Consider the following 22,001-nt stretch of genomic DNA (forward strand, 5'->3'; position numbering starts at 1 on the left):
ACCCGCGATTATCGGCAAAGGAACTGGAACCCCCCATGAACAAACTGCTTATCAAGAATGCCACCCTGGTCAACGAAGGCCGCATCTATGCCTCCGACGTGTTGATCGAGGGGGAAAGGATTGCCCGCATCGCCCCGCAGATCGAGGCTCCCGACGCGCTGGTCATCGATGCCGCGGGCCGTCACCTCATCCCGGGAATGATCGATGATCAGGTCCACTTCCGGGAGCCGGGGCTGACCCACAAGGGGACCATCGCCAGCGAATCCCGGGCTGCCGTCGCCGGTGGCACCACCAGTTTCATGGAAATGCCCAACGTCAATCCCCAGACCACCACCCTCGAAGCCCTCGAAGCTAAATACCAGATAGCCGCCAACGCCTCCGTTGCCAACTACAGCTTCTACCTCGGCGCCACCAATGACAACCTGAGCGAAATCAAGCGCCTCGATCCCAAGCAGTCCTGCGGGGTCAAGGTGTTCATGGGCTCCTCCACCGGCAACATGCTGGTGGACAACCAGGAGACCCTGGCGGCGATTTTCCGTGAGAGTCCGGTGATGATCGTCACCCACTGCGAAGACACCCCGACCATCGCCCAGGCCGAAGAGGCTGCGCGGGCCAAGTGGGGCGAGAACGTGCCGATGGGCGAGCATGGTCGCATTCGCAGCGACGAGGCGTGCTACAAGTCCTCCAGCATGGCGGTGGCGCTGGCGAAAAAATATGGCGCCAAGCTGCACGTGCTGCACCTCACCACCGCCAAGGAGCTGTCGCTCTTTACCGCCAGCCACGACCTGAGCGAGCTGAAAGACAAGAACATCACCGCCGAGGTGTGCGTGCACCACCTCTTCTTCAATGACGCCGATTACGAGACCCTGGGCAGCCAGATCAAGTGCAACCCGGCGGTGAAGAGCGCCGCGGATCAGCGGGCTCTGCTCGATGCGGTGCGCAACGACGTGCTGGACATCATCGCCACCGACCATGCTCCCCATACCTGGGAAGAGAAGCAGAACAGCTACTTCAAGGCGCCGTCCGGCATTCCCCTGGTGCAGCACTCCCTGCTGGCGTTGCTGGAGCTCTACCACAACGGCGTCTTCACCCTGGAAACCATCGTCAAGAAGACCTCCCACGCGGTGGCCGAGCGCTTCCAGGTGCAGGATCGCGGCTATATCCGCGAGGGTTACTTCGCCGATCTGGTGCTGCTGGATCTGGGCAAGCCCTACGTGGTCAACGATGACAACATCCTCTACCACTGCGGCTGGTCGCCGTTCAACGGCTACCGCTTCCACAGCACGGTGGAGATGACCTTGGTGAATGGCCAAATAGCTTGGCAAAACGGCCAGGTCAGTGATCAGGTGCTGGGCAAGCGGTTGACCTTCAACCGCTGAGCCGGTTGATGAGGGGACGCGGGCAGGGCAATGGCAGGATCTATTGGCCTTTGAGCCCTGCAAGCGGGCAGATAATGGACTGATGGCGGCACTTTGAGCGCAGATTGCTCGCAAAGCAGGCGAACGCATCGTTGTGGCGGTTTCTTTGTTGACAGGGGGGGAGCATCTCCATAAACTCAGCCCCCGTCAGCTCAGACTGACTTCGTCGGCGTGTAGCGCAGCCAGGTAGCGCACTGTCATGGGGTGTCAGGGGTCGGAGGTTCAAATCCTCTCACGCCGACCATCATTCCCCGAATAAAGGCCTTGTCTTGTGACAAGGCCTTTTTCTTTTTCCGGTATTCCCCTTGCTGGCCTCGCACTCGGCGATTGTCTCGCTCGTCGGCCTGTGCTCTAGTAACGGCGTCTTTCCATCAGCCTTGCGCCGGAGGCCTCTCTTGTCTGCATCCATCCTCGCCCCTGTCCGGTGGCTGTTGCTGGCGACGCTGCTGCTCGGTGGCTGCACCACCTCCTATCACAGTGAAAAATCCTTCTGGAACGGGCAGACCGGTTTCTCCCAGACCCGGCTTGGCCCCACCACCTGGCAGCTGGAGTTTGTCGGCAACGATCTGGTGGACAGGGAGACGGCTCGCAAGTACGTGCTCAAGCGGGCAGGGGAGATGGCGCTGGCCGAAGGCTATCGGCGGTTGCGGGTGGATGAGCTGACGATCAGCCGGGACGCCATCCGGGTGACCCCCTCGCGCCCCGTCTTCGGCTTCGACGAGGATGAGCCGGATCCCTTTCTCGATGAGATGCATGTCCAGCACACCACCTCGGCCCTGCTGGTGTTTACCCTCGACAATGAGGCGACGGACAAAAACAGTCTCTCGGCTGAATATCTCGCAAACATAGAAATAAACGGTGATTAATATAATCATTCTGCAAGGTGTAGATGATATACATCTGCCTGTAGCATAAAATTCCGGAGCCAGGCTCTGGATTTACCCCTCGCTTTTAGGCATGCTCCCAGCATACCGACTATCCGGAGTCAACGGGTCGGATCACAAAAACGGACTTTAGTGGCACCCACTGCCACTGATGAAGGCTTGTATCACTCTCTATCGAGAAACCCCCATGAAAATGAATAAGCTGACGGTCGCCATCCTCATTTCGATGATGTTTGGCATCCTCACCGGTCAGGGTTATCGTCTGTTTGCCGCCGATCAGGCGGTGGATTTCGCCAGCAACATCACGATTCTTACCGATATCTTCCTGCGACTGATCAAGATGATCATCGCCCCCCTGGTCTTCAGCACCCTGGTGGTCGGCATCGCCAAGATGGGCGATACCCGCACCGTGGGCCGCATCGGGGCCAAGACCCTGGGCTGGTTCATGCTGGCCTCCCTGATGTCCCTGAGCCTGGGGCTGGTGATGGTGACTCTGCTGCAACCGGGCGTCGGCCTCTCCCTCTCCCTGCCCGATGACACCGCCAGCTCCGGCATTGCGGTGGGCGCCATCACCCTGAAAGACTTTGTCACCCACGCCATTCCCAAGAGCGTGGTGGAGGCCATGGCCACCAACGAGATCCTGCAGATCGTGGTGTTCTCCCTCTTCTTCGGGCTGGCCGCTGCCGCCCTCGGGGATCTGGCTAAGCCGGTGGTCGTGCTGATGGCCAGCGCGGCGGAGATCATGCTGAAGGTCACCGGCTATGTGATGAACTTCGCGCCATTCGCGGTGTTTGGTGCCATCTCCGCCATGGTGGCCAAGGAGGGGCTCGGCATCCTGCTGACCTACGGCAGCTTCATGGCCCAGTTCTATCTTGCCCTGGGCTGTCTCTGGTTGCTGCTGGTCGCCATGGGCAGCCTGTTCCTGCGCGAGCGGGTGCTCAAGCTGCTGGCCATGATCCGCGAACCCATCCTGCTGGCATTTTCCACCGCGAGCTCCGAGGCGGCCTATCCCAAGACTCTGGATCGGCTGGAAAAATTCGGATGTGACAAGCGCATCGCCAGCTTCGTGCTGCCCATGGGTTACTCCTTCAACCTGGATGGCTCCATGATGTACTGCACCTTCGCGGTGATGTTCATCGCCCAGGCCTATGGCATTGAGCTCTCCATGGCCCAGCAGATCACCATGCTGCTGCTGCTGATGGTCACCTCCAAGGGGATGGCCGGGGTGCCGCGCGCCTCCCTGGTGGTGATTGCCGCCACCCTGAACCAGTTCCATATTCCCGAAGCCGGCGTCTTGCTGCTGCTGGGGATCGACCACTTCCTCGACATGGGGCGCTCTGCCACCAACGTGTTGGGCAACGCCATCGCCGCGAGCGTGGTAGCCAAGACCGAGGACAGTCTGGGCGAGACAGTGGTGCAAGGGGAAAGCGAACCCGTCAAGGTGTGAGTCTGCTCCAGGCAGATCGCTGGCGTTGGCCCCTGGCCCAATAAAAAATCCCCGTCATGACGGGGATTTTTTATTGGCGCCTGGCCGACCGTCAGTCGCCGTTCTTGTTATTCCCGGGATTGGCGGGTTTGTTGAGCGGGGAGAGGAAGCGCAGGGGCGGCCGGGCGCGCTCCTGCTCTTCGGCTGCCTGGGTTTCGTCGAAACGCAGCTGGGCCGCCAGCAGGGTTTCGACATGCTGCTGGGCCCACTGGGAGACCTGCTCTATGGTGTCGGCGTAAGAGCGACCGAGCTCGGTGAGGCGGTACTCGACTCGCACCGGCATCGAGGGGTAAACCTCCCGCGCCACCAGGCCGTCTCGCTCGAGCAGCTTGAGCTTTTGCGACAGCACCTTCTGGGAGATGCCATCTACCTCCCGCTTGATCTCGTTGAAGCGCAGGGTCGGTTGCTGGCGCAGCAGGCCGATGATGAGCAGTACCCAGCGCTCGGCCAGCCGGTCGAAGAAGAGGCGGGCTGGGCAGTGGCGGGAGTAGACGTTGTAATCGGACATGGTTTCCTCCGGGTAACCAGGGCACCTTGGCGCCACTCATTGGCGACCAGGTTTCTTAAAGATACCATCTTCCTTGATGACGGCTCCATCCCGGGGCCGCCTTTTTCTGCAGCATGCAGTTCGCACTCGCAAGGAGAGAGCAGATGGCCAAGACAGTCGTGGTCTATTTTTCCGGTTATGGGCACACCCGCCGTGTGGCCGAAGAGGTGGCGCTGGGCGCCGGCGCCGAGTCAGTCGTCATCGATGAGCAGGGGGAGATCTCTGCTGAAGCGTTCGCCGCGCTGGACGCTGCCGATGCCATCATCTTCGGCGCCCCAACCTACATGGGCGGCGTGCCCTGGCAGTTCAAGAAGTTCGCCGACGCCAGTTCCAAGGCCTGGTTTACCCGCGCCTGGCAGGACAAGGTATTTGGTGGCTTTACCGTCAGCGCCAGCCTCAACGGTGACAAGCAGGTGACCCTCATCTACCTGCAGACCCTGGCCTCCCAGCATGGCGGTATCTGGGTCAGTCTGGGGCAGTTGCCCTCCAACACCCAGGCGGCCACCCGTGCCGATCTCAACAGCTTGGGAGGTTCGGTGGGGTTGCTGGCTCAGGGCCCGTCGGACGCCGGAGCCGACGCTATACCTCGCGGGGATCTGGAGAGCGCCCGGCTCTACGGCGCCCGGGTGGCGTCGGTGGCGGCACGCCTGCGCGGCTAGCGCATCGGAACATGACAACGCCAGGGGAGCCCCTGGCGTTTTTTTATGAAGTGAGGGTTAGAAACCTGAGCCGGGTTGTTGCAGGAAGGCGGCTTCGTCTTCGCTATCGGGGCGACCCAGGATGGCATTGCGGTGAGGGAAGCGGCCGAAGCGCTCGATGATCAGCTGATGGCGGCGGGCAAAGTCGGCAAAGCCGGCGAAGGTGGTGAGGGCGGGCCCTGCCGCCTGCTCCGTTGCCAGGGCATCGAACAGTGCCACGCTGCGGGCCTGCAACTCGCGGGATTCCGCATGCTCGAGCGGCAGATAGAAAAAGACTCGTGCCAGCGGCGAGAGGGCCCGATCCGCCCCCTGTGCCAACCCCTGCAAACAGAGCTCGCGGGCCTTGGCGTCCTGGGCGAAGGCGGCCGGAGTGCCGCGATGGATATTGCGCGGCAACTGGTCGAGCAGCAGGATCAGCGCCAACCGTCCGGCGGGAACTTCGGCCCAGTCGCCGAGCCGCTCGTTGGCCGCAGCGTCGGCCAGCTCGCCAAAACGGGCTGCCAGCATGGTATCCGTCGCCGTGTCTTTGCCCCACCAGAGCGGGGCTTGCCGTTTGGCCCGGGCCGCATCGTCGGCATCATCGCCAAACCAGAGATCGAGCAGGGGCTGCCAGGGTTGCCTATAAACTCCTTGTATCAGGGGGATAAGGCTCAAAAGGGGCGACGTGCTTGCTGCCGACGGCGTCGCTTATCGTTACACTGTGACATCTTTTGCCCGAAATGAGGAATTCCTGATGGCCGGAACCAGTTTGTTGGCCCTGCTCGATGATATTGCCAGCGTGCTCGATGATGTTGCCTTGATGACCAAGGTGGCAGCCAAGAAGACCGCCGGGGTGCTGGGGGACGATCTCGCCCTCAATGCCGAGCAGGTCTCCGGGGTGCGGGCCGAGCGGGAGCTGCCGGTGGTGTGGGCGGTAGCCAAGGGATCGCTTCGCAACAAGCTTATCCTGGTGCCTGCCGCCATCGCCATCAGTGCCCTGGTGCCCTGGCTTATCACCCCCTTGTTGATGTTGGGGGGCGCCTATCTCTGTTTCGAGGGGGCCGAGAAGCTGGTCCACAAGTTTCTGCCCCACGAAGAGGCACACGCCACGCAGGACGAACCCATCCCCGATGATCTGGCCGCCTTCGAGCAGCAGAAGGTGAAGGGGGCCATTCGCACCGACTTCATCCTTTCGGCCGAAATCATCGTCATCGCCCTCGGCACCGTGCAGGGGGCGAGTCTGGCCCTGCAGCTTTCGGTGGTGGCGGGGATCGCCCTGTTGATGACGGTGGGGGTCTACGGCCTGGTGGGGCTTATCGTCAAGCTCGACGACATCGGCCTGCATCTGCTGCAAAAGCCCGATGGCAGTGCCCTGCGCCGTAGCGTGGGGCAGGGGCTGCTGGTGACGGCCCCCCGCCTGATGCACCTGCTGGCGCTGGTCGGTACCATCGCCATGTTCATGGTGGGGGGCGGCATCCTGATGCACGGCCTGCCCTTTGCCCATCATCTGACCGAAGGCACGGCCGCGGCCGTCGCCACCCTGCCTGCCTTGGGCGCTGTGCTCTCGGCTCTGATCCCGACCCTGTTCAATGCCCTTGCCGGCGTGGTGGTGGGCCTGGTGCTGGTGGTGGTGATGACCCTGGTGGGCAAGCTCAAACCCGCCAAATAAGGGCGCTGTTGTTGCGCGTCACGTTTCACGGGCGGCCCCTGCGCCGCCCTCTTGTTTCGCGGGCATGGCCCGCCAGATTTTGATGGCATCTTCTTTATGCAGCAAACACCTTACCCCCAGCAGTGGGACAACCGACACATCTATCCCGCCCTCGACTGCCCCGAGCTTGAGGCGGACATGGCGCAGGCCCGCACCAGCCTTGACCAGCTGACCACCTTTATCGACACCCTGGAGCAGGTGAAAGGGCAGCCCGATGCCCTGCAGGATTTCTTGCGGGAGGTGCGCCTGCGCGCCCGGCGCATCCGCAATATCGGCTGGAACGTCGCCATTCTGGCGGCCTGTCGGGGCAGCCAGGATGCCCGGGATGTGCTCGCCAAGCAGCTGGCCTCCCGCGCCCGTGCCCTCAACGCCGACTTGTTCAAGACCCTGGCACCAGTGGAAGACCTGATGCTGGCGCTGCCGGAGGTGCAGTTTACCCGGCTGATGCAGGATCCCCTGCTCGGAGAGGAGGCGTACCGGTTGCGCCACGAGCGTCTTTTGCAGGATCAGCGTCTGCCGGTGGCGGCGGAGCAGCTGGTGATCGGCCTTGGCACCGACGGTCTGCACGCCTGGGGCAACCTCTACAACGATCTGGTGGGCAAGATCCGGCTGGTGATCGACGGCCGCGAGATGGGGCTGGCCGAGGCGAGCAACCTGCTCTCGAGCCCGCTGCGAGCCCTGCGCCGGGAGGCGTTCGATGCCATCAGCGCCGGCTGGGAAGGGGAGGAGGAGACGGTGGCCGCCATCCTCAACGCCCTCAATGGCTGGCGCCTGGAGCTCTCGCGCCAGCGCGGCATGGAGCGCCGGCTCGATGCGCTCGATCTCTCCTGTCACCAGAGCCATATCGAGCGCGCCACCCTGGATACGCTGATGGCGCAGACCTATCTCGCCCGCGGGCTGGGGCAGCGGGCGCTGGGGCTGATGGCCCGTCGTCTTGGCATTGAGGATATGGGGGCCGAGGATCTGTTCGCCCCGCCGCCGGCCGCCAGCAGCCGCGAGATCCCGTTTGAGGAGGCGATCGAGATCATCGCCGAGGCGTTCTCTCGTTTTGATCCCGAGATGGGGGACTTTGCCCGCATGATGGCGGAGAGGGGGTGGATTGATGCTGCTCCCACACCGAACCGGCGCACCGGGGCCTACTGCACCAAGTTTGCCGAGCCGGTGGAGCCGCGGGTTTTCGTCACCTACGCCGGCACCATGGACAACGTCATCACCCTCGCCCACGAGCTCGGCCACGCCTGGCACAACTGGCTCATCCGCGATCTGCCCATGAGCCAGCGCGGATACCCCATGACGCTCGCCGAAACCGCCTCCATCTTCGCCGAGACCCTGGTGCGCCGCGCCCTGCTTGAGCAGGCGCAGAGCCCGGAGGAGCAGCTGGCCATCGCCTGGGCCGAGGCCGATGGTGCCGCCACCTTCCTGGTCAATATACCGGCCCGCTTCGACTTCGAGCGCGCCCTGGTGGCCGCGCGCGAGCAGGGCTATGTGCCGGCCGGGCAGCTCAAGACGATGACAAACGAGGCCTGGGGCCGCTGGTATGAGGGGAGCCTGTGCCGCTATCACCCCATGTTCTGGGCGGCCAAGGCGCACTTCTCCATCGCGGGCCTGGGTTTTTACAACTACCCCTATCTGTTTGGCTATCTGTTCAGCCTCGGGGTTTATCAGCAGCTGATGAGCCGCCAGGGGGCAGGAGAAACGAATGTGGCCGAGGCGTACCGCGCCCTGCTGAGGGACACCGGCCGCATGAGCGCCGAAGAGCTGGTGGCCAAGCACCTGGGGCAGGATATTCGCGAGCCCGCCTTCTGGCAGGGGAGCCTGGCCCTGGTGGCTGCGGCGGTGGATCGTTTCGAGCAGCTGGCGGTGTAACCGCCAGGCATAAGAGGTAAAGGGCCCCGGACGGCATGGCTGTCCGGGGCTTTTTTGTCAGGAGCGCTCCTGCTGTGGCTTGATGGGCCCCACCAGCAGGGGGCGGGTTTGGTGGCTAGTATCGGGCTGATAGCCGTTGAAGAAGAGGTTGAGCAGCACGGAGCTGATGGTGGCCAAGAGGATGCCGCTATGGAACAGCGGCTGCAGGGCGGCGGGGAAGTGCTGGAAGAAGTGGCCGGAGACGGTGGGGATCATGCCGACGCCTAAGCTGATGGCGACGATGTAGAGGTTGTGGCGGTTGCTGTTGTAGTCGGCCCGCGCCAGGATGCGGATGCCGGTGGCCAGCACCATGCCGAACATGACGATGCCGGCACCGCCGAGCACGAAGGGGGGGATGGAGGCGACTAGCACCGACATCTTGGGAATGAGGCCGAAGGCAAGCAGGATCCCCCCCGACATGACGCAGACCCAGCGGCTCGATACCCCGGTCACGCTCACCAGCCCGATGTTCTGGGAAAACGAGGTGTGGGGGAAGCTGTTGAAGATGCCGCCGATGATGGTGCCTATGCCGTCCACCCTCAGCCCGCGCACTATGTCGCCGCGACTGGCCGGGTGACCGACGATGTCACCGAGAGCCAGAAACATCCCCATCGACTCGATGAAGGTGATCAGCATGATGACGGTGAGGGTGGCGATAGAGATAGGGTCGAAGGTGGGCCAGCCAAAGGCGAACGGCACTATGGGGGCGAACCAGGCCGCGTTATTGAGGCCGTCCAGGCTTACCTCGCCCATGGCGATAGCCACCCCGAAGCCAAACAGGATGCCGAGCAGTACCGAGATGTTGCTGAAAAATCCCTTGGTGAAGCGGGTCACCAGCAGGATGAAGGCGAGCACCAGAAAGCTGGTGCCGATGTAGCGCAGGCTGCCGTACTCGGGATTGCCCTTGCCCCCGGCCATCCAGTCGATCCCTACCTGCATGATGCTGATCCCGATGGAGGTGATGACCACCCCGGTCACCACGGTGGGAAAGAGCGGCATCAGACGGCCGATGAGGGGCACCAATAAGGTTGAAAGGATCCCCGCGGCTATGGTGGCGCCGAAGATGCCGGTCAGCCCCAGATCCGGGTTGGCACCGATGGCCAGCATGGGCATCACGGCGGCAAAGGTGACCGACATAATGACCGGCAGGCGGATCCCGGCAAAACGCCCGATGCCGAGGCACTGGAGCAGGGTGACGATGCCGCAACAGAAGAGATCCGAACTGATGAGATAGGAGATCTGCTCCTTGGGCAGCCCCAGACTGCCGCCGATGACCAGCGGCACTGCCACGGCGCCGGCATACATCACCAGCACGTGTTGCAAGCCCAGGGTGAAGAGCTGGCCCGGCGGTAGCATGCGCTCCACCTCATCAACCGGGCGCTGGCGTTGCCTCGCTTGGGGGGAGGGGGGATTGGTCTCGTTCATGAACACATCACTCCTTGCAACCCGAGCGACAGGCGCGGGCAAGATAGTGAAAGCCGAAGCTTCCGGTCATTGCGATCATTTCTGGACAGGGCCCTTTTTCATCGACACAGGGGATGAGGGGGCCGCGCAGTCGTGGCCAGAGGGAGTGCACAAAGCGTGCTCGCTTGGTTATCAAGAGGTGCAGGGCAGGGGGAAAGAGGGCCGTTTTGCGGAGCGGGTCACATCCTGGCGACCAGGATGCCGGGTTGGCGCTGTTTCCAGATCGGGCGGCGATCTCAGATTGGTAGCCGGGTTATCATTATTCGGCCGTGCCCTCTCAGTTTGATAGAGAATGTGTGCCAACCGCGCCATCACTGGGGTCGTGCCCCCTGCCAGCTGGGGCATCTGGCGTGATCCAAAGCAAGAAAGCAGGATGTTTTGGTGGCGCATGAGGCTAGCGCGGGGTAGTTTCGATAGAACTGACACAGATCTTGAGGTCTTATCCATGATCATCTATCTGCATGGCTTTGATGCCACCAGCCCCGGCAATCATGAGAAAGTGCTGCAGTTGCAGTTTATTGATGATGATGTGCGTTTCGTCCACTACAGCACGGTTCACCCCCGTCACGACATGAGCCATCTGCTCAAGGAAGTGAAGAAGCAGCTCGACATGAGCTCGGATCCCAAGCCCCTCATCTGCGGGGTAGGGCTCGGTGGCTACTGGAGCGAGCGTATCGGCTTTTTGTGCGGCATCCGCCAGGTGATCTTCAACCCCAATCTGCACCCGGAAGAGAACATGCAGGGCAAGATCGACCGGCCGGAGGAGTACGAGGACATAGGCACTAAATGTGTAACTGAATTTCGTAAGAAAAATTCAGGAAACTGCCTGTGCATCCTTTCCGTTGCGGATGAAGTGCGAGATAATCGGGACACTGAGCGTGAATTGAAGAACTATTACGACATCGTATGGGATGAGCGCGAGACCCATAAATTCAAGAACATCTCGCACCATCTGCAACGGATGAAGGCCTTCAAAGAAGCCTGATCCGGTACGTCGACCGATTTCGTTTTAGGGAGCCGAAGGCTCCCTTTCGTTTTGAGGAACCGAGGAAAACCATCATGATGAATATTGTCGTTGTAGGCGGCGGCGCTGGGGGCCTGGAGCTGGCCACCAGTCTGGGCCGCAAGCTGGGCAAGAAGAACAAGGCCAGGATCACCCTGGTGGATCGCAACCGTACCCACCTGTGGAAACCCCTGTTGCACGAAGTGGCCACCGGCTCCATGGACGCGGGCATCGACGCCCTGAGCTACCAGTCCCACGCCAAGAATCACGGTTTCGACTTCCAGCTCGGCACCCTGACCGATATCAAGCGTGAAGAAAAGCGCATCGTACTGGCGCCCATCCACGACGAAAATGGCGAAGTGGTAGTCCATGAGCGCGAGCTGCCCTACGACTACCTGGTGATGGCCATCGGTTCCGTCTCCAACGACTTCAACACCAAGGGCATCAAGGAGCACTGCATCTTCCTGGACAGCCCCTCCCAGGCGCACCGCTTCCACAACAGCATGATGAACCGCTTCCTGCAGTTCGCCACCGAATACCAGCCGGGCGACAAGGTGAAGATCGCCATCGTGGGTGGCGGCGCTACCGGTGTAGAGCTCTCTGCCGAGCTTTACAACGCGGTGGAGCAGCTCTACGCCTACGGCTTCAAGAACCTCACCACCGACAGCCTGAAGGTCACCCTGGTGGAAGCTGGCCCCCGCATCCTGCCGGCCCTGCCGGAGCGCATCAGCGGCGCCGCCCATCAGGAGCTGGTCAAGCTCGGCGTGGATGTGCGTACCGCCACCATGATCACCGAGGCGACCAGCGATGGTCTGCACACCAAGGATGGCGAGCTCATTGAAGCAGACCTCATGGTATGGGCGGCCGGCATCAAGGCGCCGGATTTCATGAAGGATATCGCCGGCCTTGAAACCAACCGCATCAACCAGCTGGTGGTGAAAGAGACCCTGCAGACCACCCGTGACGAGAATATCTTTGTCATCGGTGACTGCGCCGCCTGTCCGCAGCCGGATGGCAAGTTCGTGCCGCCGCGCGCCCAGTCCGCCCACCAGATGGCGACCCAGGCGTTCAAGAACATCCTGGCCAAGATGAACGGCGGCGAGCTCAAGCCCTACCTCTACCACGACCACGGCTCCCTGGTGTCCTTGAGCCGCTTCTCCACCGTAGGCAGCCTGATGGGCAACCTGATGCGTGGCTCCATGATGGTGGAGGGTTACATCGCCCGTCTGGTTTACATCTCCCTCTACCGGATGCACCAGATCGCCCTGCACGGCTACATCAAAACCGGTCTCATCATGCTGGTGGGCCGCATCAACCGGGTACTGCGCCCGACTCTGAAGCTGCACTGACAGCGACCAGGACCCGGCGGCTGCCGGGTCCTACCCATCTTGTAACCATCGACGAGGCACGATCATGAATACGACCTCTTGCGAAAACATCCCTTTTCTCGGCCTGACCGGCCCCTTGAGCATCCTGCTGCGCGCCACCTGCGACGTGTTGTTTCTCCTGGTTCTGACCCTGGTGCCGGCCGTGACGGTCGTGCTCGATCTGCACTGGTTGCACAACGGGGTCGGGGAGGACTCCATCACCGAGCTGCTGCAGGAGGGAGTGCTGCTCTCCATCGTCATCGGCCTGTACTGGAAAGGGCGGACCATACCGGCGGTACGCGCCTTTCTCTGGTTGCTCGCCGGTTTCTTTGGTTGCCTGCTGATCCGCGAACTTGACGTCTACTTCGACAGGGTGTGGCACGGCTTCTGGCTATATCCGGCCCTGCTGTTGGCCAGCCTGACCCTGGTGCATACCTGGCGTCACGGGCGTGACACCCTGCTAAGCGGTGGTGTCCAGTTTGTCCGGCACAGAAGCGCGCTGTTCGCGCTCTTTGGCCTGCTGCTGGTCGCCGTCTTCAGCCGCGTGTTTGGCAGCGGCTCCCTCATCTGGAACGATCTGCTGGGCATGGACAGTGGCTTCGATTTCAAAACCGCGCTGCAGGAGGGGATCGAGCTGCTGGGGTATAACTATGTCGCCTACGGGATCCTCACCCAGGGCGGTTACATGCGCTGAGGCGCACTCCCTGCCAATCTGCGGTCAGCCTTCTCATCTGGCCGCATGTCTCTCTACTCCTTTCTTGACGCCCGGCTTTGTCGATAACGCCGGGCAATGCCTCTTCGGCCGCACCTCTCTGCCATCTTGTTCATGTTGATTGGAACGATGAGCCGGGCTTGTGGCGGGGCCAGCGAAAGAAGCCGGCCCCGGCGTACATGACGGGTGACAAGAGAAAGGGGCTTCTTGCCCCTCGATCATGCCTCTTGTCAGAACTGCTTGCTGTAGTTGACCGCGAAGAAATAGAACTTGGGGTTGTCGTAGCTGCCTGATAGGTAGTCCGCCTGGACGCTGGCGCTCTCCTGATCGATGTACTCCATGGCGGCCCCTATGCTCTCCCCGGGATTGAGGGCATATCTGGCCCCGAACCCGACCCGGACGGCGGCGCCGCTCGGAATGGTCAGGGAGGTCTTGTCCTGATCCTTGTAAACGCTGCTGTCATAGGCCAGCCCGCCATTGAGCACCCATTGGGGTGTCAGGGAGTGCTGCAGCCCCACTGCCACGTGATAGGTATCCTGGAAGAGCCTCTTGTTCCCCTTGCTGACGCCGACGATGCTCACGTCGTTGCCGTTGTAGCGGCTCCAGTCCTGCCAGCCCAGATTGCCCATCAGGGCCCAGTCGGGAGCGAGTTCGTGGTAGCCGCTCAGCATCAGCTGCTGCGGGCTGTTGACCATGCCGGAGATGGGCAGCTGGGCAGAGATCCCGGGCATGTTGGGCCTTTGCAGGGTGATCTGGGTCTGGACGTCAAAGTGATACTTGATTTCGCTGCTGTAGCCGAGGCCAAAGCGGGTCGCCGGGGTGAGCTCATAGAGCACGCCAACCTTGCCGTTGATGGCCCAGTCGCTGTCGTCGAGCTTGCTCTCGCCGTGGTCTGTCTCGCGCTTGAGGGCGAACAGGCCGTAGTTGAGACCCACTGCCGCTCCGAGGGACCAGTGCTCGTCGATCCGGTAGGCGACGGAGGGTTGCATCGTCAGCGCCATCAGGGTGGCCTCCTTCACCAGCTGTTGCCCGGCCCAACCGCCAAAGTCGAGCCCCAGGCCGAAGTTGCCGTAGGTGGCGAAGCCCAGAGTCCAGCGGTCGTCGATCTGCTGGCTGTAGTAGAGGGAGGCAGAGGGAAACCAGCCCACCACGGTATCGACATCTTGCTGGGAAGCGTCCGCCAGATCGTAGGGCACGTCCCCGTAGAGCGCCTGGCCACCCAGGGTGAGATGGCGCCCCTGCAGGCGGCTGAGGCCAGCCGGATTCATGAACTGCACGGTGGCATCCTGTGCCCGCGCGGCCATGCCTGCCGAGGCGAGGCCGACATCATCCGTGCCCGTTTCATAAAGGTAGAGGCCGCCAGCCTGGCTGGTGGCGGTGAACAGCAGACACAGGGACCACAGCGAGTCGAGTCGTTTCATACAAGTTCCTTTTTCATGCAACGTTGAGCCGGGTAGTGAGCACGGGTGATCCGGACAGGCATCGATGGCGCTGTCTCCATTTATATAGGGTTCTGTTTGGGCTGGCGAGAGGAGACTCAGCGCCCCAGATAGGTACGGTCGAAAAAGGTGTTGACCCAGTGGGGGCGATAGATGGCCAGCACCGTCATTGCCATGCCGTTGAGAAGGGCCTCCGGGAACAGCAGGAGCGGCCAGATGGAAAGATAGTCGGCACTGATGGTGTGCCAGGGATAGGTGCCGCTCACTCCCATCAACAAAGCGCTGGCTACCACCTTGACCGAGATGGTGACGGCGCCGCCGAGAAAGGCCGCGACGAAGAGATAGACGAACAGATGGCGGGGCAGCCAGGCCCAGCTCGCCAGAAACAGCAGCCAGCTGGTTGCCACCGGCAAGCCGATACCGATGAGGGCCTGCCAGCCAAAATCAGCCAGGTTGGTGACGCCGAAATAGCCGAGCACCAGCAGGGTCAGGCAGGGAGCGAGCAGGGCCAGTCGCCAGCCCAGCAGCAGGGTGAGGGTGGTGAGGCCGAGAAAGTGGACCTCCAGCCCTTCGTGCAGGCCGGCGCGCAAATACCAGAGCGGGATCAGGGCGATGGCGCTGCCCAGCAGCAGATGCTGGTAAAGGGGATTGTCATGGAGGGTTTGCCACAGAGGGCGGCGCAGGCTGAACAGCAATAGCAACAGCCAGATCAGCAGGGCGGCGAGTTGTCCTTCACTCATGGGGGCGTCCATTGCCTGGAGAAGTTGCCGGGCAGCCTATTCCCTGCCGCCCGGGCCTGAAGCAGGCTGATGGTCCAGCCTGCCGTTGGCATCAATATTTCACGTTGGGGTGATACTTGCCGATGATGGCCTTGACCCTGTCCATGGTCTCCTTGCTGGGGGGCTTGATACCGCTCAGCTCGTAAGGGTCGCCCAGCACGTCCCACTTGTGTTTGCCGAGTTCGTGATAGGGCAGCAGCTCCACCTTCTCGACGCTCTCGCCCAGCTCGGCGATGAACTTGCCCAGCTCGTCGGCGCTCTCGTCGTCGTCGCTCCAGGTGGGGACGACGACGTAGCGGATCCACATGGTCTTGCCCCTGGCGGCCAGGTGACGGGCAAACTCCAGGGTGTATTTATTGCTGACGTGGGTCAGGGGAATGTGTTTCTCGTCATTGATCTGCTTGATATCGAGCAGCACCAGATCGGTCTGGTCGAGCAGGTCATCGACCTGGTTGTCGAGATGGCGGACGAAACCGTTGGTGTCGAGGCAGGTGTGAATGCCCTTCTCCTTGCAGGCGGTGAAGAGCTCGGTGATGAAGGCCGGTTGCAGCATGGCCTCGCCGCCCGATGCGGTCACACCGCCGCCGGAGGCATTCATGAAGTGGCGGTAGCTGGTGATGTCCTGCATCAACTCCGGCACTGTCACCTCACGGCCACCCTGGGTATCCCAGGTGTCCCGGTTGTGGCAGTACTTGCAGCGCATCAGGCACCCTTGCATGAATACGATAAAGCGGATTCCCGGACCATCGACAGTGCCGCAGGTTTCAACGGAATGGATCCGGCCAATGACCCCCTGGGGCTTGGCTTGTTCGCTGATTTCGACGGCAGGGATCCGGTTAGTGACAGACATAGGCAACTCCAACGATTCGCGCAGGCCGTTATTTTATTACATAAATCCTTATTGTTCCTACACCTTTAGTCTGCCGGATGGCCGCCGAGCAGTTGTTCGAGTGCCCTGACGGGGAGCGGACGGCAAGTGAGGAAGCCCTGGTAGTGCTGGCAACCCAGCTCCTTGAGGATGGCCAGCTGGGCCTCATCCTCGACCCCTTCCGCCGTCACGGTGAAACGGAACACCTGGGCCAGATCCAGGATCGCCTTGACGATGGCCTTGTCCTGCTCGCTGTGCACCAGGGTCTGGATGAAGCTTCTGTCGAGCTTCACCTCGTCGGCGGGCAGGTCGCGCAGATAGGCCAGGGACGAGTAGCCGGTGCCAAAGTCGTCGATGGAGAGCAGGATACCGAGCTCCTTCAACTGGTGCATCCGGGCAATGCTCTCGCGGCGGTTTTCCAGCACCACGGATTCGGTCACCTCCAGCAACAGGCGGGAGGGGGGGACGCCGGTATCGCGCAGTATGTACTCCACCTGCTGCACGAAGCCCTGGGTGTGGAACTGGCGGGCGCTGACGTTGACCGAGAGGTGAGGGATCTGGAGCCCCTGGTTGAGCCAGAAGCTGTATTGGGCGCAGGCGGTTTTCATCACCCAGTAGCCGATCTCCAGGATGAGGCTGGTCTCCTCGGCGATGGGGATGAACTCCCCCGGCGGCACCATGGTGCCATCGCTGCGCTGCCAGCGCAGCAGGGCCTCGATGCCGGAGAGGCTGCCGTTGTCGACCCGGTACTGAGGCTGGTAGTGCAGCAGCAGCTCATGGTGGCGCAGGGCATCGCGCAGCTGGTTGGTCAGGGTCAGGCGGTTTTTCTCCTGCTGGGCCATCGCCTCGCTGAAGAAGACGTAGCTGCCCTGGCCGGTACGCTTGGCCATGTGGGTGGCGGTATCGGCCTGCTGCATCAGGGTCAGGTGATCCATGCCGTTGCTGGTAAAGAGGCTGATCCCCACAGAGGCGCTGCAGTGCAGCTTGTGATCGCCGATATCGAACGGGGTACGAAACAGCCCCATCAACTCGCGGGCGAAGTGTTCCGCCAGGATCTTGGCGGTGACCTCTCCTTGCCCCAGCTGGGTGAACAGCAGGGCGAACTCGTCTCCCGAGATGCGGGCCTGGATCAGATTGTCCTGGGGCAACTCCCGAAAACGGCGCACCACCGCCTGCAGCAGCTGATCGCCGCAGGCGTGGCCGAGGGAGTCGTTGATCGACTTGAAGTTGTCGAGATCCACCAGCAAAAGGGCGCCCCACTGGCCGCTGGATTCACCCAGGGTGCGCTGCAGCGCATCGTTGAGACTGCGGCGATTGTAGAGACCACTCAGATCGTCGTAGTAGGCAAGCTGCTCGATATGTCTGGCAGCCTCCTTCTCCTGGGTGATGTCGTAGAAGCTGCAGATGAAGTGGCTGATCTCCCCCTGCCCATCCTTGACCCCGCTCACCATCAGACGCACCGGAAAGAGGTGACCATCCTTGTGCAGGCACTGCTCTTCGCCGAGCCAAAACTCCTGTTCGGTGACCGCACGCCGCACCACCTCCTTGAGATCGTCCCCATAGTAGGTGGGGCGTAGCTGGCGAATGGAGTGACCAATCACCTCCACCTCGCTAAAGCCGGTGATCCGGCTGAAGGAGAGATTGACCTTGAGCACGATGCCATGGTGATCCATCACCACCAGGCCGTCATGGGTATTGAAGGCCACTTCGGCCAGGCGCAGCGCATCGTCGGCGGCGAGTCGGCGCAGCTCGATGGCGGCCCGCTCGTGCTGGCTGCTCAGCTGATCGAGCAGGGGCTCGGGATCGGCCAGCGGCGCATCGAGCAGCAGGGAGAGGTGACCCATGATGGTGCCGTCGGCGCCGTGCAGGGGGATGCCGACATAGGCGTTGGCATTGGTGGCCAGCAGCTTGGTGGCATTGGGATAGCGCAGGGGCAGATCTTCCACATAGAGGGCCAGCCCGTGCTCAAAGAGCTCCCTGCCCGGCCCCGGGTCCATCTGGATGGGCTTGAGGGTGGAGAAGGTTTGCTCATGAAAGACGCAGCGGGGGATGATCCAGAGCTCCTGGCCGCGGGGCTGGTACTCACCGATGAGGCCGATACGGGCCCCGCTGATGGTCATGGCCCACTGCACCAGGGTCTTGCAGTAGTCAATGCCGGTCAGCCGGTGCAGCTCGGCGGGCAAGGTTGGCTCGTCGTCATGGGATTCGTCTCCTGGCTGCCAGTGGCCAAGCAGCTGGGCGCTGTGGCGCACCAGTTGCAGCATCTCGTCGCTGATGGGGGTCGGCTCCAGGTATTCGAGGCTGAGGACACCAAACAGCTTGTCCTGCTCAAGCAGGGCGCAATCGAGGCGTGAGCGGACGCCGGCGCTGGTCAGATAGAGGTGCTGGCTCAGCATCGGCTGGTGGGCTGCTTCGGAAAAACTCAAGGATTTGCGGGTGCGCAGGGCGCGAATGTAGCGACTGTCACCCCGGATCGGATAGAGACTCTCTACCCCCAGGGTAAACACCGGGCTGAGCTGTTCACCCCCCAGCTCGCCATTGGCCTGGTAGTGCCAGAGAATGAGTCGATCGGCCCCCAATGTCTCTTTCAGCGTCTCCAGCAGCGGCGCATACTGTTGCTGGCTTGCCATCTGGCTCAGCCGCGGCAGTTGCAGGGCAAGATCGGCCACCGGAAGCTGGCGCTGATGCTGCAGGCAGATCAGCCAGAAGTCATTTTGTTCATGGGCGATGGCGATGTGCCACTGCTGCTCGGCAAAGCGCAGGGAGATCTTGCCCCCCTGGCCATTGGCCAGCAGCTGTTCGATGGGGTGGCGCAGGGCGTCGGGAAGCTGGGCTGGCCAAGGGGCTCTGGGCTCATCGAGCCAATAGAGCGGTGTCTGCATCACGTCGGTCAGTGCGACCAGCCGTTGGCTGTGCATATCCAGACGAAAAAAGAGCGGCGTCTGGCGGGGAGAAGAGATCTGACTGAGTGCGGTAGACGACATGAACAAACAACATCCTGTTAAGCAACCGTCGGGCTTGCAAGAATACTGCAAAATCGAGGGAAACAAAATTTCATTGAACTCTAAATTAGAAAAAGCTAATTTATTGGCCATTAACGTCCATGAGGAGTCATGCTGATGAAAAGGATCCTGATTATTGGTGGTGTAGCGGGGGGCGCATCGGCGGCCGCCAGGGCCCGTCGCCTGAGCGAGGATGCGGAGATCGTGATGTTCGAGCGAGGCGAATTCGTCAGCTTCGCCAACTGCGGTCTGCCCTATCACATCGGGGGGGATATCCCTCATCGGGATGCCCTGTTGCTGCAGACTCCCCAGAGTTTCAAGCGCCGTTTCAACGTCGATGTGCGGGTCTTCCACGACGTCATCGAGATAGACAAGGCCGGCAAGACCCTGCTGGTGCGCAATCTGCAAACCGGTGAAGAGCAGCGCGAACCCTATGACGTGCTGCTGCTAAGCCCGGGGGCTGCCCCCATTCGTCCCCCCTTCCCGGGCATCGACAGCCCCCACGTCCACACCCTGCGCAATATTCCGGACATGGATCGCATCCTGGCCGCCCTTGAGCACGATCAGCCACGCCACGTCACCGTGGTGGGGGGCGGTTTCATCGGCCTGGAGATGATGGAAGCCCTGCATCAGCGCAAGCTGGAGGTCACCCTGCTGGAGCTCTCCGATCAGGTGATGGCGCCGGTCGATAAAGAGATGGCCAACATGCTCCACGCCCGCATTCGCGAGGAGGGGATCGATCTGCGCCTGCGCACCGGCCTCTCTGCCATCGAGAGCCTGGATGTACTGGCGGAAAAAACCGCCGCCGTGGCCACCGAACAACGGGGTGGATTGCGTCTGACCCTGAGTGATGGCACCCATCTCGATACCGGTCTGCTGATCCTGGCCATCGGCGTCAAACCCGAGACCCTGCTCGCAGCCAAGGCCGGGCTGGAGCTGGGCCCGCGCGGCGGCATCAAGGTGGATGCCGGCATGCGCACCTCGGATCCCTTCATCTACGCGGTGGGGGATGCGGTGGAGGAGACCGACTTCGTCACCGGCGAGTCCGTGCTGATCCCGCTGGCAGGCCCTGCCAACCGTCAGGGCCGGATTGCCGCCGACAACATGCTGGGGCGCAGCGAGACCTACAAGAAGACCCAGGGGACCGCCATCTGCAAGCTGTTCGATCTGGCGGTGGCGAGCACAGGTCTCAACGAGAAGCGGCTGGTGCAGCTGGGTCTGCCGTTCGAGAAGGCCTATGTCCATCCGGGCAGTCACGCCGGCTACTACCCGGGAGCCCATCCGGTCAGCCTCAAGCTGCTGTTTGCCCCGGATGGCAAGATCTACGGCGCCCAGGCCATTGGCAAGGATGGCGTCGACAAACGAATCGATGTGCTGGCGGTCGCCCAGCGTGCCGGGCTCACCGTGTTCGACCTGCAGGATCTGGAGCTCACCTATGCGCCGCCGTTTGGCTCGGCCAAGGATGTGATCAACATGGCGGGGTTCGTGGCGAGCAACCATTTGAAAGGGGATACCACCCTCTGCCACGTAGCCGAAGTGCAGGCCCGTCAGCCACACCAGATGGTGCTGGATGTGCGCAATACCCCCGAGCTCGACAAGCTGGGCCGCATCCCGGGGGCGATGCATATCCCCCTCGATGAGTTGCGCGGCCGCCTCGTGGAGCTGCCCAAGGACAAGGAACTGCTGATCAGTTGTCAGGTGGGGCTGCGCGGCCATGTGGCCTGTCGCCTGCTGAGCCAGCACGGCTTCAAGGTGAAGAACCTGTCTGGCGGCTTCAAGACCTGGCAGATGGCCACCGCCGACTGATTACTTTCTGTGCCTGTTTGCCCCTCTCCCTTGTGCGCGCAAGATGAGGGGCTTTTTATACCCGTCATTCAGTCCTCTCATCCGGCCTGCAACAGATAGACACACTTTTTTTGCTGACATTGTGAAAAATTAACGTGTTGTTCAGGGGCGTGCGGCTATAACGCGAGCCTTGTACACGAGAAACAGTGTGGTAGGGAGTGTGACATGCTGGATATGCTGATCGCCATTTGGCATCAGGACTTTGATGCACTGATTCAGATGCAGGCCGTGCCTATGCTGATCGGCTGCCTGATGCTGGTGCTGCTGCTGGAATCCGCCTTCGTCTTTCTGCCCCTGCCGGGAGACAGCCTGGTGCTGTTGGCCGGTGGCCTGGTCGGGATGGGAGTCTTTGGTCCCGAAGTCACCCTCGGTTATCTGCCGCTGGCGGCGGGGATTGGCTCAGTGCTCGCCTATCTGCAAGGACGGGCGCTGCAGCGCACTCGCTTCATGGACCATATCGAACGAATGCTGCCCGCCGAGAGTTTGCCAAGGGCAACCAACCTGTTGAAACGATATGGTTTTCTGGCCATGTTCTCGTCCCGCTTCATCCCGTTCGTGCGGGTGCTGACTCCCATGCTGATGGGGATTGGCCGCCTGAGCGTGCTGCGCATGTGCATCGCCAGCTTCGCCAGCGCCTTTCTGTGGGCGCTTTGCCTGAGCCTGGTGGGCAAGCTGGCGATGAAAACATCCTTCTTCGCCCATCACAGCGAGCTGCTGACTCGCCTGCTGCTGATCGCCTCCCTGGTGCTCTTCCTCGCTGCCGTCATGGCCATTCTCTTTCGCTGGTTCAAGGGGGGAGCGAAGAGGGAGACGACCCACGAGTAACGGATAATCTTGACTCCCGCTGGTGGCGTGCGGCGGTTGCCTGCCAAGGGATCGCCACGTCGGTAATGGGCT

Annotated in this window: 18 protein-coding genes and 1 tRNA gene; 12 read left to right on the forward strand and 7 right to left on the reverse strand. The window is 61.9% G+C overall.

The genetic code is table 11. The features are described 5' to 3' along the window. The first annotated feature begins 35 nt into the window (after nucleotides 1-35). The 4 genes from I6L37_RS12920 (at nucleotide 36) to I6L37_RS12935 (ending at nucleotide 3,749) form a co-directional block, all read left to right on the forward strand. The gene (locus I6L37_RS12920; RefSeq protein WP_026457812.1) at nucleotides 36-1,379 is read left to right on the forward strand and encodes a dihydroorotase; all 1,344 of its coding nucleotides are present in this window, start codon (nucleotides 36-38) and stop codon (nucleotides 1,377-1,379) included. A 206-nt stretch (nucleotides 1,380-1,585) separates the two neighbouring features. Further along, a tRNA-Pro gene (locus I6L37_RS12925) sits at nucleotides 1,586-1,662 on the forward strand. A gap of 151 nt (nucleotides 1,663-1,813) precedes the next feature. After that, nucleotides 1,814-2,284: a hypothetical protein gene (locus I6L37_RS12930; protein ID WP_216992043.1), complete on the forward strand. Its 471-nt coding sequence runs from the start codon at nucleotides 1,814-1,816 to the stop codon at nucleotides 2,282-2,284. A 205-nt stretch (nucleotides 2,285-2,489) separates the two neighbouring features. Beyond that, a complete protein-coding gene (locus I6L37_RS12935) occupies nucleotides 2,490-3,749 on the forward strand; it encodes a dicarboxylate/amino acid:cation symporter (RefSeq protein ID WP_026458311.1) in 1,260 nt (419 codons plus the stop codon). Nucleotides 3,750-3,840: 91 nt separating this feature from the next. Here I6L37_RS12935 and I6L37_RS12940 read toward each other — a convergent pair whose 3' ends face one another. After that, on the reverse strand, nucleotides 3,841-4,296 hold the full coding sequence (locus I6L37_RS12940) for a helix-turn-helix domain-containing protein (RefSeq protein WP_082791845.1): 456 nt from the start codon (nucleotides 4,294-4,296) through the stop codon (nucleotides 3,841-3,843). 143 nt (nucleotides 4,297-4,439) lie between these two features. On the opposite strand from I6L37_RS12940, the gene I6L37_RS12945 reads away from it, so the two are divergent. Further along, complete coding sequence (locus tag I6L37_RS12945) at nucleotides 4,440-4,994, forward strand: flavodoxin family protein (RefSeq protein WP_026458138.1); 555 nt, start codon at nucleotides 4,440-4,442, stop codon at nucleotides 4,992-4,994. A 57-nt stretch (nucleotides 4,995-5,051) separates the two neighbouring features. Here the strand turns inward: I6L37_RS12945 and I6L37_RS12950 are convergent, their stop codons facing one another. Continuing rightward, complete coding sequence (locus I6L37_RS12950) at nucleotides 5,052-5,678, reverse strand: DUF924 family protein (protein WP_254203579.1); 627 nt, start codon at nucleotides 5,676-5,678, stop codon at nucleotides 5,052-5,054. Between the two features lie 88 nt (nucleotides 5,679-5,766). Between I6L37_RS12950 and I6L37_RS12955 the strand changes: the two genes are divergently transcribed. Then, a complete protein-coding gene (locus tag I6L37_RS12955) occupies nucleotides 5,767-6,681 on the forward strand; it encodes a DUF808 domain-containing protein (protein ID WP_216992044.1) in 915 nt (304 codons plus the stop codon). A 96-nt stretch (nucleotides 6,682-6,777) separates the two neighbouring features. Next, entirely contained in the window at nucleotides 6,778-8,586 is a 1,809-nt protein-coding gene (locus I6L37_RS12960) for a M3 family oligoendopeptidase (RefSeq protein ID WP_216992045.1), read from the forward strand. Between the two features lie 57 nt (nucleotides 8,587-8,643). On the opposite strand, the gene I6L37_RS12965 is transcribed toward I6L37_RS12960, so the two are convergent. Beyond that, complete coding sequence (locus tag I6L37_RS12965; RefSeq protein ID WP_216992046.1) at nucleotides 8,644-10,050, reverse strand: nucleobase:cation symporter-2 family protein; 1,407 nt, start codon at nucleotides 10,048-10,050, stop codon at nucleotides 8,644-8,646. A 484-nt stretch (nucleotides 10,051-10,534) separates the two neighbouring features. Between I6L37_RS12965 and ycfP the strand changes: the two genes are divergently transcribed. The 3 genes from ycfP to I6L37_RS12980 all read left to right on the forward strand — a co-directional run bounded on the left by ycfP (nucleotide 10,535) and on the right by I6L37_RS12980 (nucleotide 13,153). Then, nucleotides 10,535-11,074, forward strand: a complete 540-nt coding sequence (gene ycfP / locus I6L37_RS12970; RefSeq protein WP_026457291.1) for an alpha/beta hydrolase YcfP — start codon at nucleotides 10,535-10,537, stop codon at nucleotides 11,072-11,074. A 74-nt stretch (nucleotides 11,075-11,148) separates the two neighbouring features. Next, nucleotides 11,149-12,441, forward strand: coding sequence for an NAD(P)/FAD-dependent oxidoreductase (locus tag I6L37_RS12975; RefSeq protein WP_216992047.1), 1,293 nt, complete (start codon nucleotides 11,149-11,151; stop codon nucleotides 12,439-12,441). Between the two features lie 64 nt (nucleotides 12,442-12,505). Then, on the forward strand, nucleotides 12,506-13,153 hold the full coding sequence (locus tag I6L37_RS12980) for a hypothetical protein (protein WP_216992048.1): 648 nt from the start codon (nucleotides 12,506-12,508) through the stop codon (nucleotides 13,151-13,153). 248 nt (nucleotides 13,154-13,401) lie between these two features. Here I6L37_RS12980 and I6L37_RS12985 read toward each other — a convergent pair whose 3' ends face one another. From I6L37_RS12985 to I6L37_RS13000, 4 genes are all read right to left on the reverse strand, one after another. Continuing rightward, nucleotides 13,402-14,592: an OmpP1/FadL family transporter gene (locus I6L37_RS12985; RefSeq protein ID WP_216992049.1), complete on the reverse strand. Its 1,191-nt coding sequence runs from the start codon at nucleotides 14,590-14,592 to the stop codon at nucleotides 13,402-13,404. A 116-nt stretch (nucleotides 14,593-14,708) separates the two neighbouring features. Continuing rightward, entirely contained in the window at nucleotides 14,709-15,350 is a 642-nt protein-coding gene (locus tag I6L37_RS12990; RefSeq protein WP_201977117.1) for an energy-coupling factor ABC transporter permease, read from the reverse strand. A 91-nt stretch (nucleotides 15,351-15,441) separates the two neighbouring features. Beyond that, a complete protein-coding gene (gene pflA / locus I6L37_RS12995; protein WP_216992050.1) occupies nucleotides 15,442-16,239 on the reverse strand; it encodes a pyruvate formate lyase 1-activating protein in 798 nt (265 codons plus the stop codon). Between the two features lie 65 nt (nucleotides 16,240-16,304). After that, entirely contained in the window at nucleotides 16,305-19,241 is a 2,937-nt protein-coding gene (locus I6L37_RS13000) for an EAL domain-containing protein (protein WP_216992051.1), read from the reverse strand. Between the two features lie 135 nt (nucleotides 19,242-19,376). Between I6L37_RS13000 and I6L37_RS13005 the strand changes: the two genes are divergently transcribed. Continuing rightward, nucleotides 19,377-21,065, forward strand: coding sequence for an FAD-dependent oxidoreductase (locus tag I6L37_RS13005; RefSeq protein WP_216992052.1), 1,689 nt, complete (start codon nucleotides 19,377-19,379; stop codon nucleotides 21,063-21,065). 204 nt (nucleotides 21,066-21,269) lie between these two features. Beyond that, nucleotides 21,270-21,929 (forward strand): DedA family protein, encoded by a 660-nt coding sequence (locus I6L37_RS13010; RefSeq protein ID WP_042025510.1) that lies wholly within the window; start codon nucleotides 21,270-21,272, stop codon nucleotides 21,927-21,929. Nucleotides 21,930-22,001: the final 72 nt, after the last annotated feature.

It is taken from the genome of Aeromonas sp. FDAARGOS 1407, assembly GCF_019048725.1.
Taxonomy (GTDB): Bacteria; Pseudomonadota; Gammaproteobacteria; order Enterobacterales; family Aeromonadaceae; genus Aeromonas; species Aeromonas enteropelogenes.

Excerpts from the sequence above, each read along its gene's own strand:
- I6L37_RS12920 (WP_026457812.1), top strand. The coding sequence starts at position 36 with ATGAACAAACTGCTTATCAAGAATGCCACCCTGGTCAACGAAGGCCGC.
- I6L37_RS12935 (WP_026458311.1), top strand. The coding sequence starts at position 2,490 with ATGAAAATGAATAAGCTGACGGTCGCCATCCTCATTTCGATGATGTTT.
- I6L37_RS12940 (WP_082791845.1), bottom strand. The coding sequence starts at position 4,296 with ATGTCCGATTACAACGTCTACTCCCGCCACTGCCCAGCCCGCCTCTTC.
- I6L37_RS12945 (WP_026458138.1), top strand. The coding sequence starts at position 4,440 with ATGGCCAAGACAGTCGTGGTCTATTTTTCCGGTTATGGGCACACCCGC.
- I6L37_RS12955 (WP_216992044.1), top strand. The coding sequence starts at position 5,767 with ATGGCCGGAACCAGTTTGTTGGCCCTGCTCGATGATATTGCCAGCGTG.
- I6L37_RS12960 (WP_216992045.1), top strand. The coding sequence starts at position 6,778 with ATGCAGCAAACACCTTACCCCCAGCAGTGGGACAACCGACACATCTAT.
- I6L37_RS12965 (WP_216992046.1), bottom strand. The coding sequence starts at position 10,050 with ATGAACGAGACCAATCCCCCCTCCCCCCAAGCGAGGCAACGCCAGCGC.
- ycfP (WP_026457291.1), top strand. The coding sequence starts at position 10,535 with ATGATCATCTATCTGCATGGCTTTGATGCCACCAGCCCCGGCAATCAT.
- I6L37_RS12975 (WP_216992047.1), top strand. The coding sequence starts at position 11,149 with ATGATGAATATTGTCGTTGTAGGCGGCGGCGCTGGGGGCCTGGAGCTG.
- I6L37_RS12980 (WP_216992048.1), top strand. The coding sequence starts at position 12,506 with ATGAATACGACCTCTTGCGAAAACATCCCTTTTCTCGGCCTGACCGGC.
- I6L37_RS12985 (WP_216992049.1), bottom strand. The coding sequence starts at position 14,592 with ATGAAACGACTCGACTCGCTGTGGTCCCTGTGTCTGCTGTTCACCGCC.
- I6L37_RS12990 (WP_201977117.1), bottom strand. The coding sequence starts at position 15,350 with ATGAGTGAAGGACAACTCGCCGCCCTGCTGATCTGGCTGTTGCTATTG.
- pflA (WP_216992050.1), bottom strand. The coding sequence starts at position 16,239 with ATGTCTGTCACTAACCGGATCCCTGCCGTCGAAATCAGCGAACAAGCC.
- I6L37_RS13000 (WP_216992051.1), bottom strand. The coding sequence starts at position 19,241 with ATGTCGTCTACCGCACTCAGTCAGATCTCTTCTCCCCGCCAGACGCCG.
- I6L37_RS13005 (WP_216992052.1), top strand. The coding sequence starts at position 19,377 with ATGAAAAGGATCCTGATTATTGGTGGTGTAGCGGGGGGCGCATCGGCG.
- I6L37_RS13010 (WP_042025510.1), top strand. The coding sequence starts at position 21,270 with ATGCTGGATATGCTGATCGCCATTTGGCATCAGGACTTTGATGCACTG.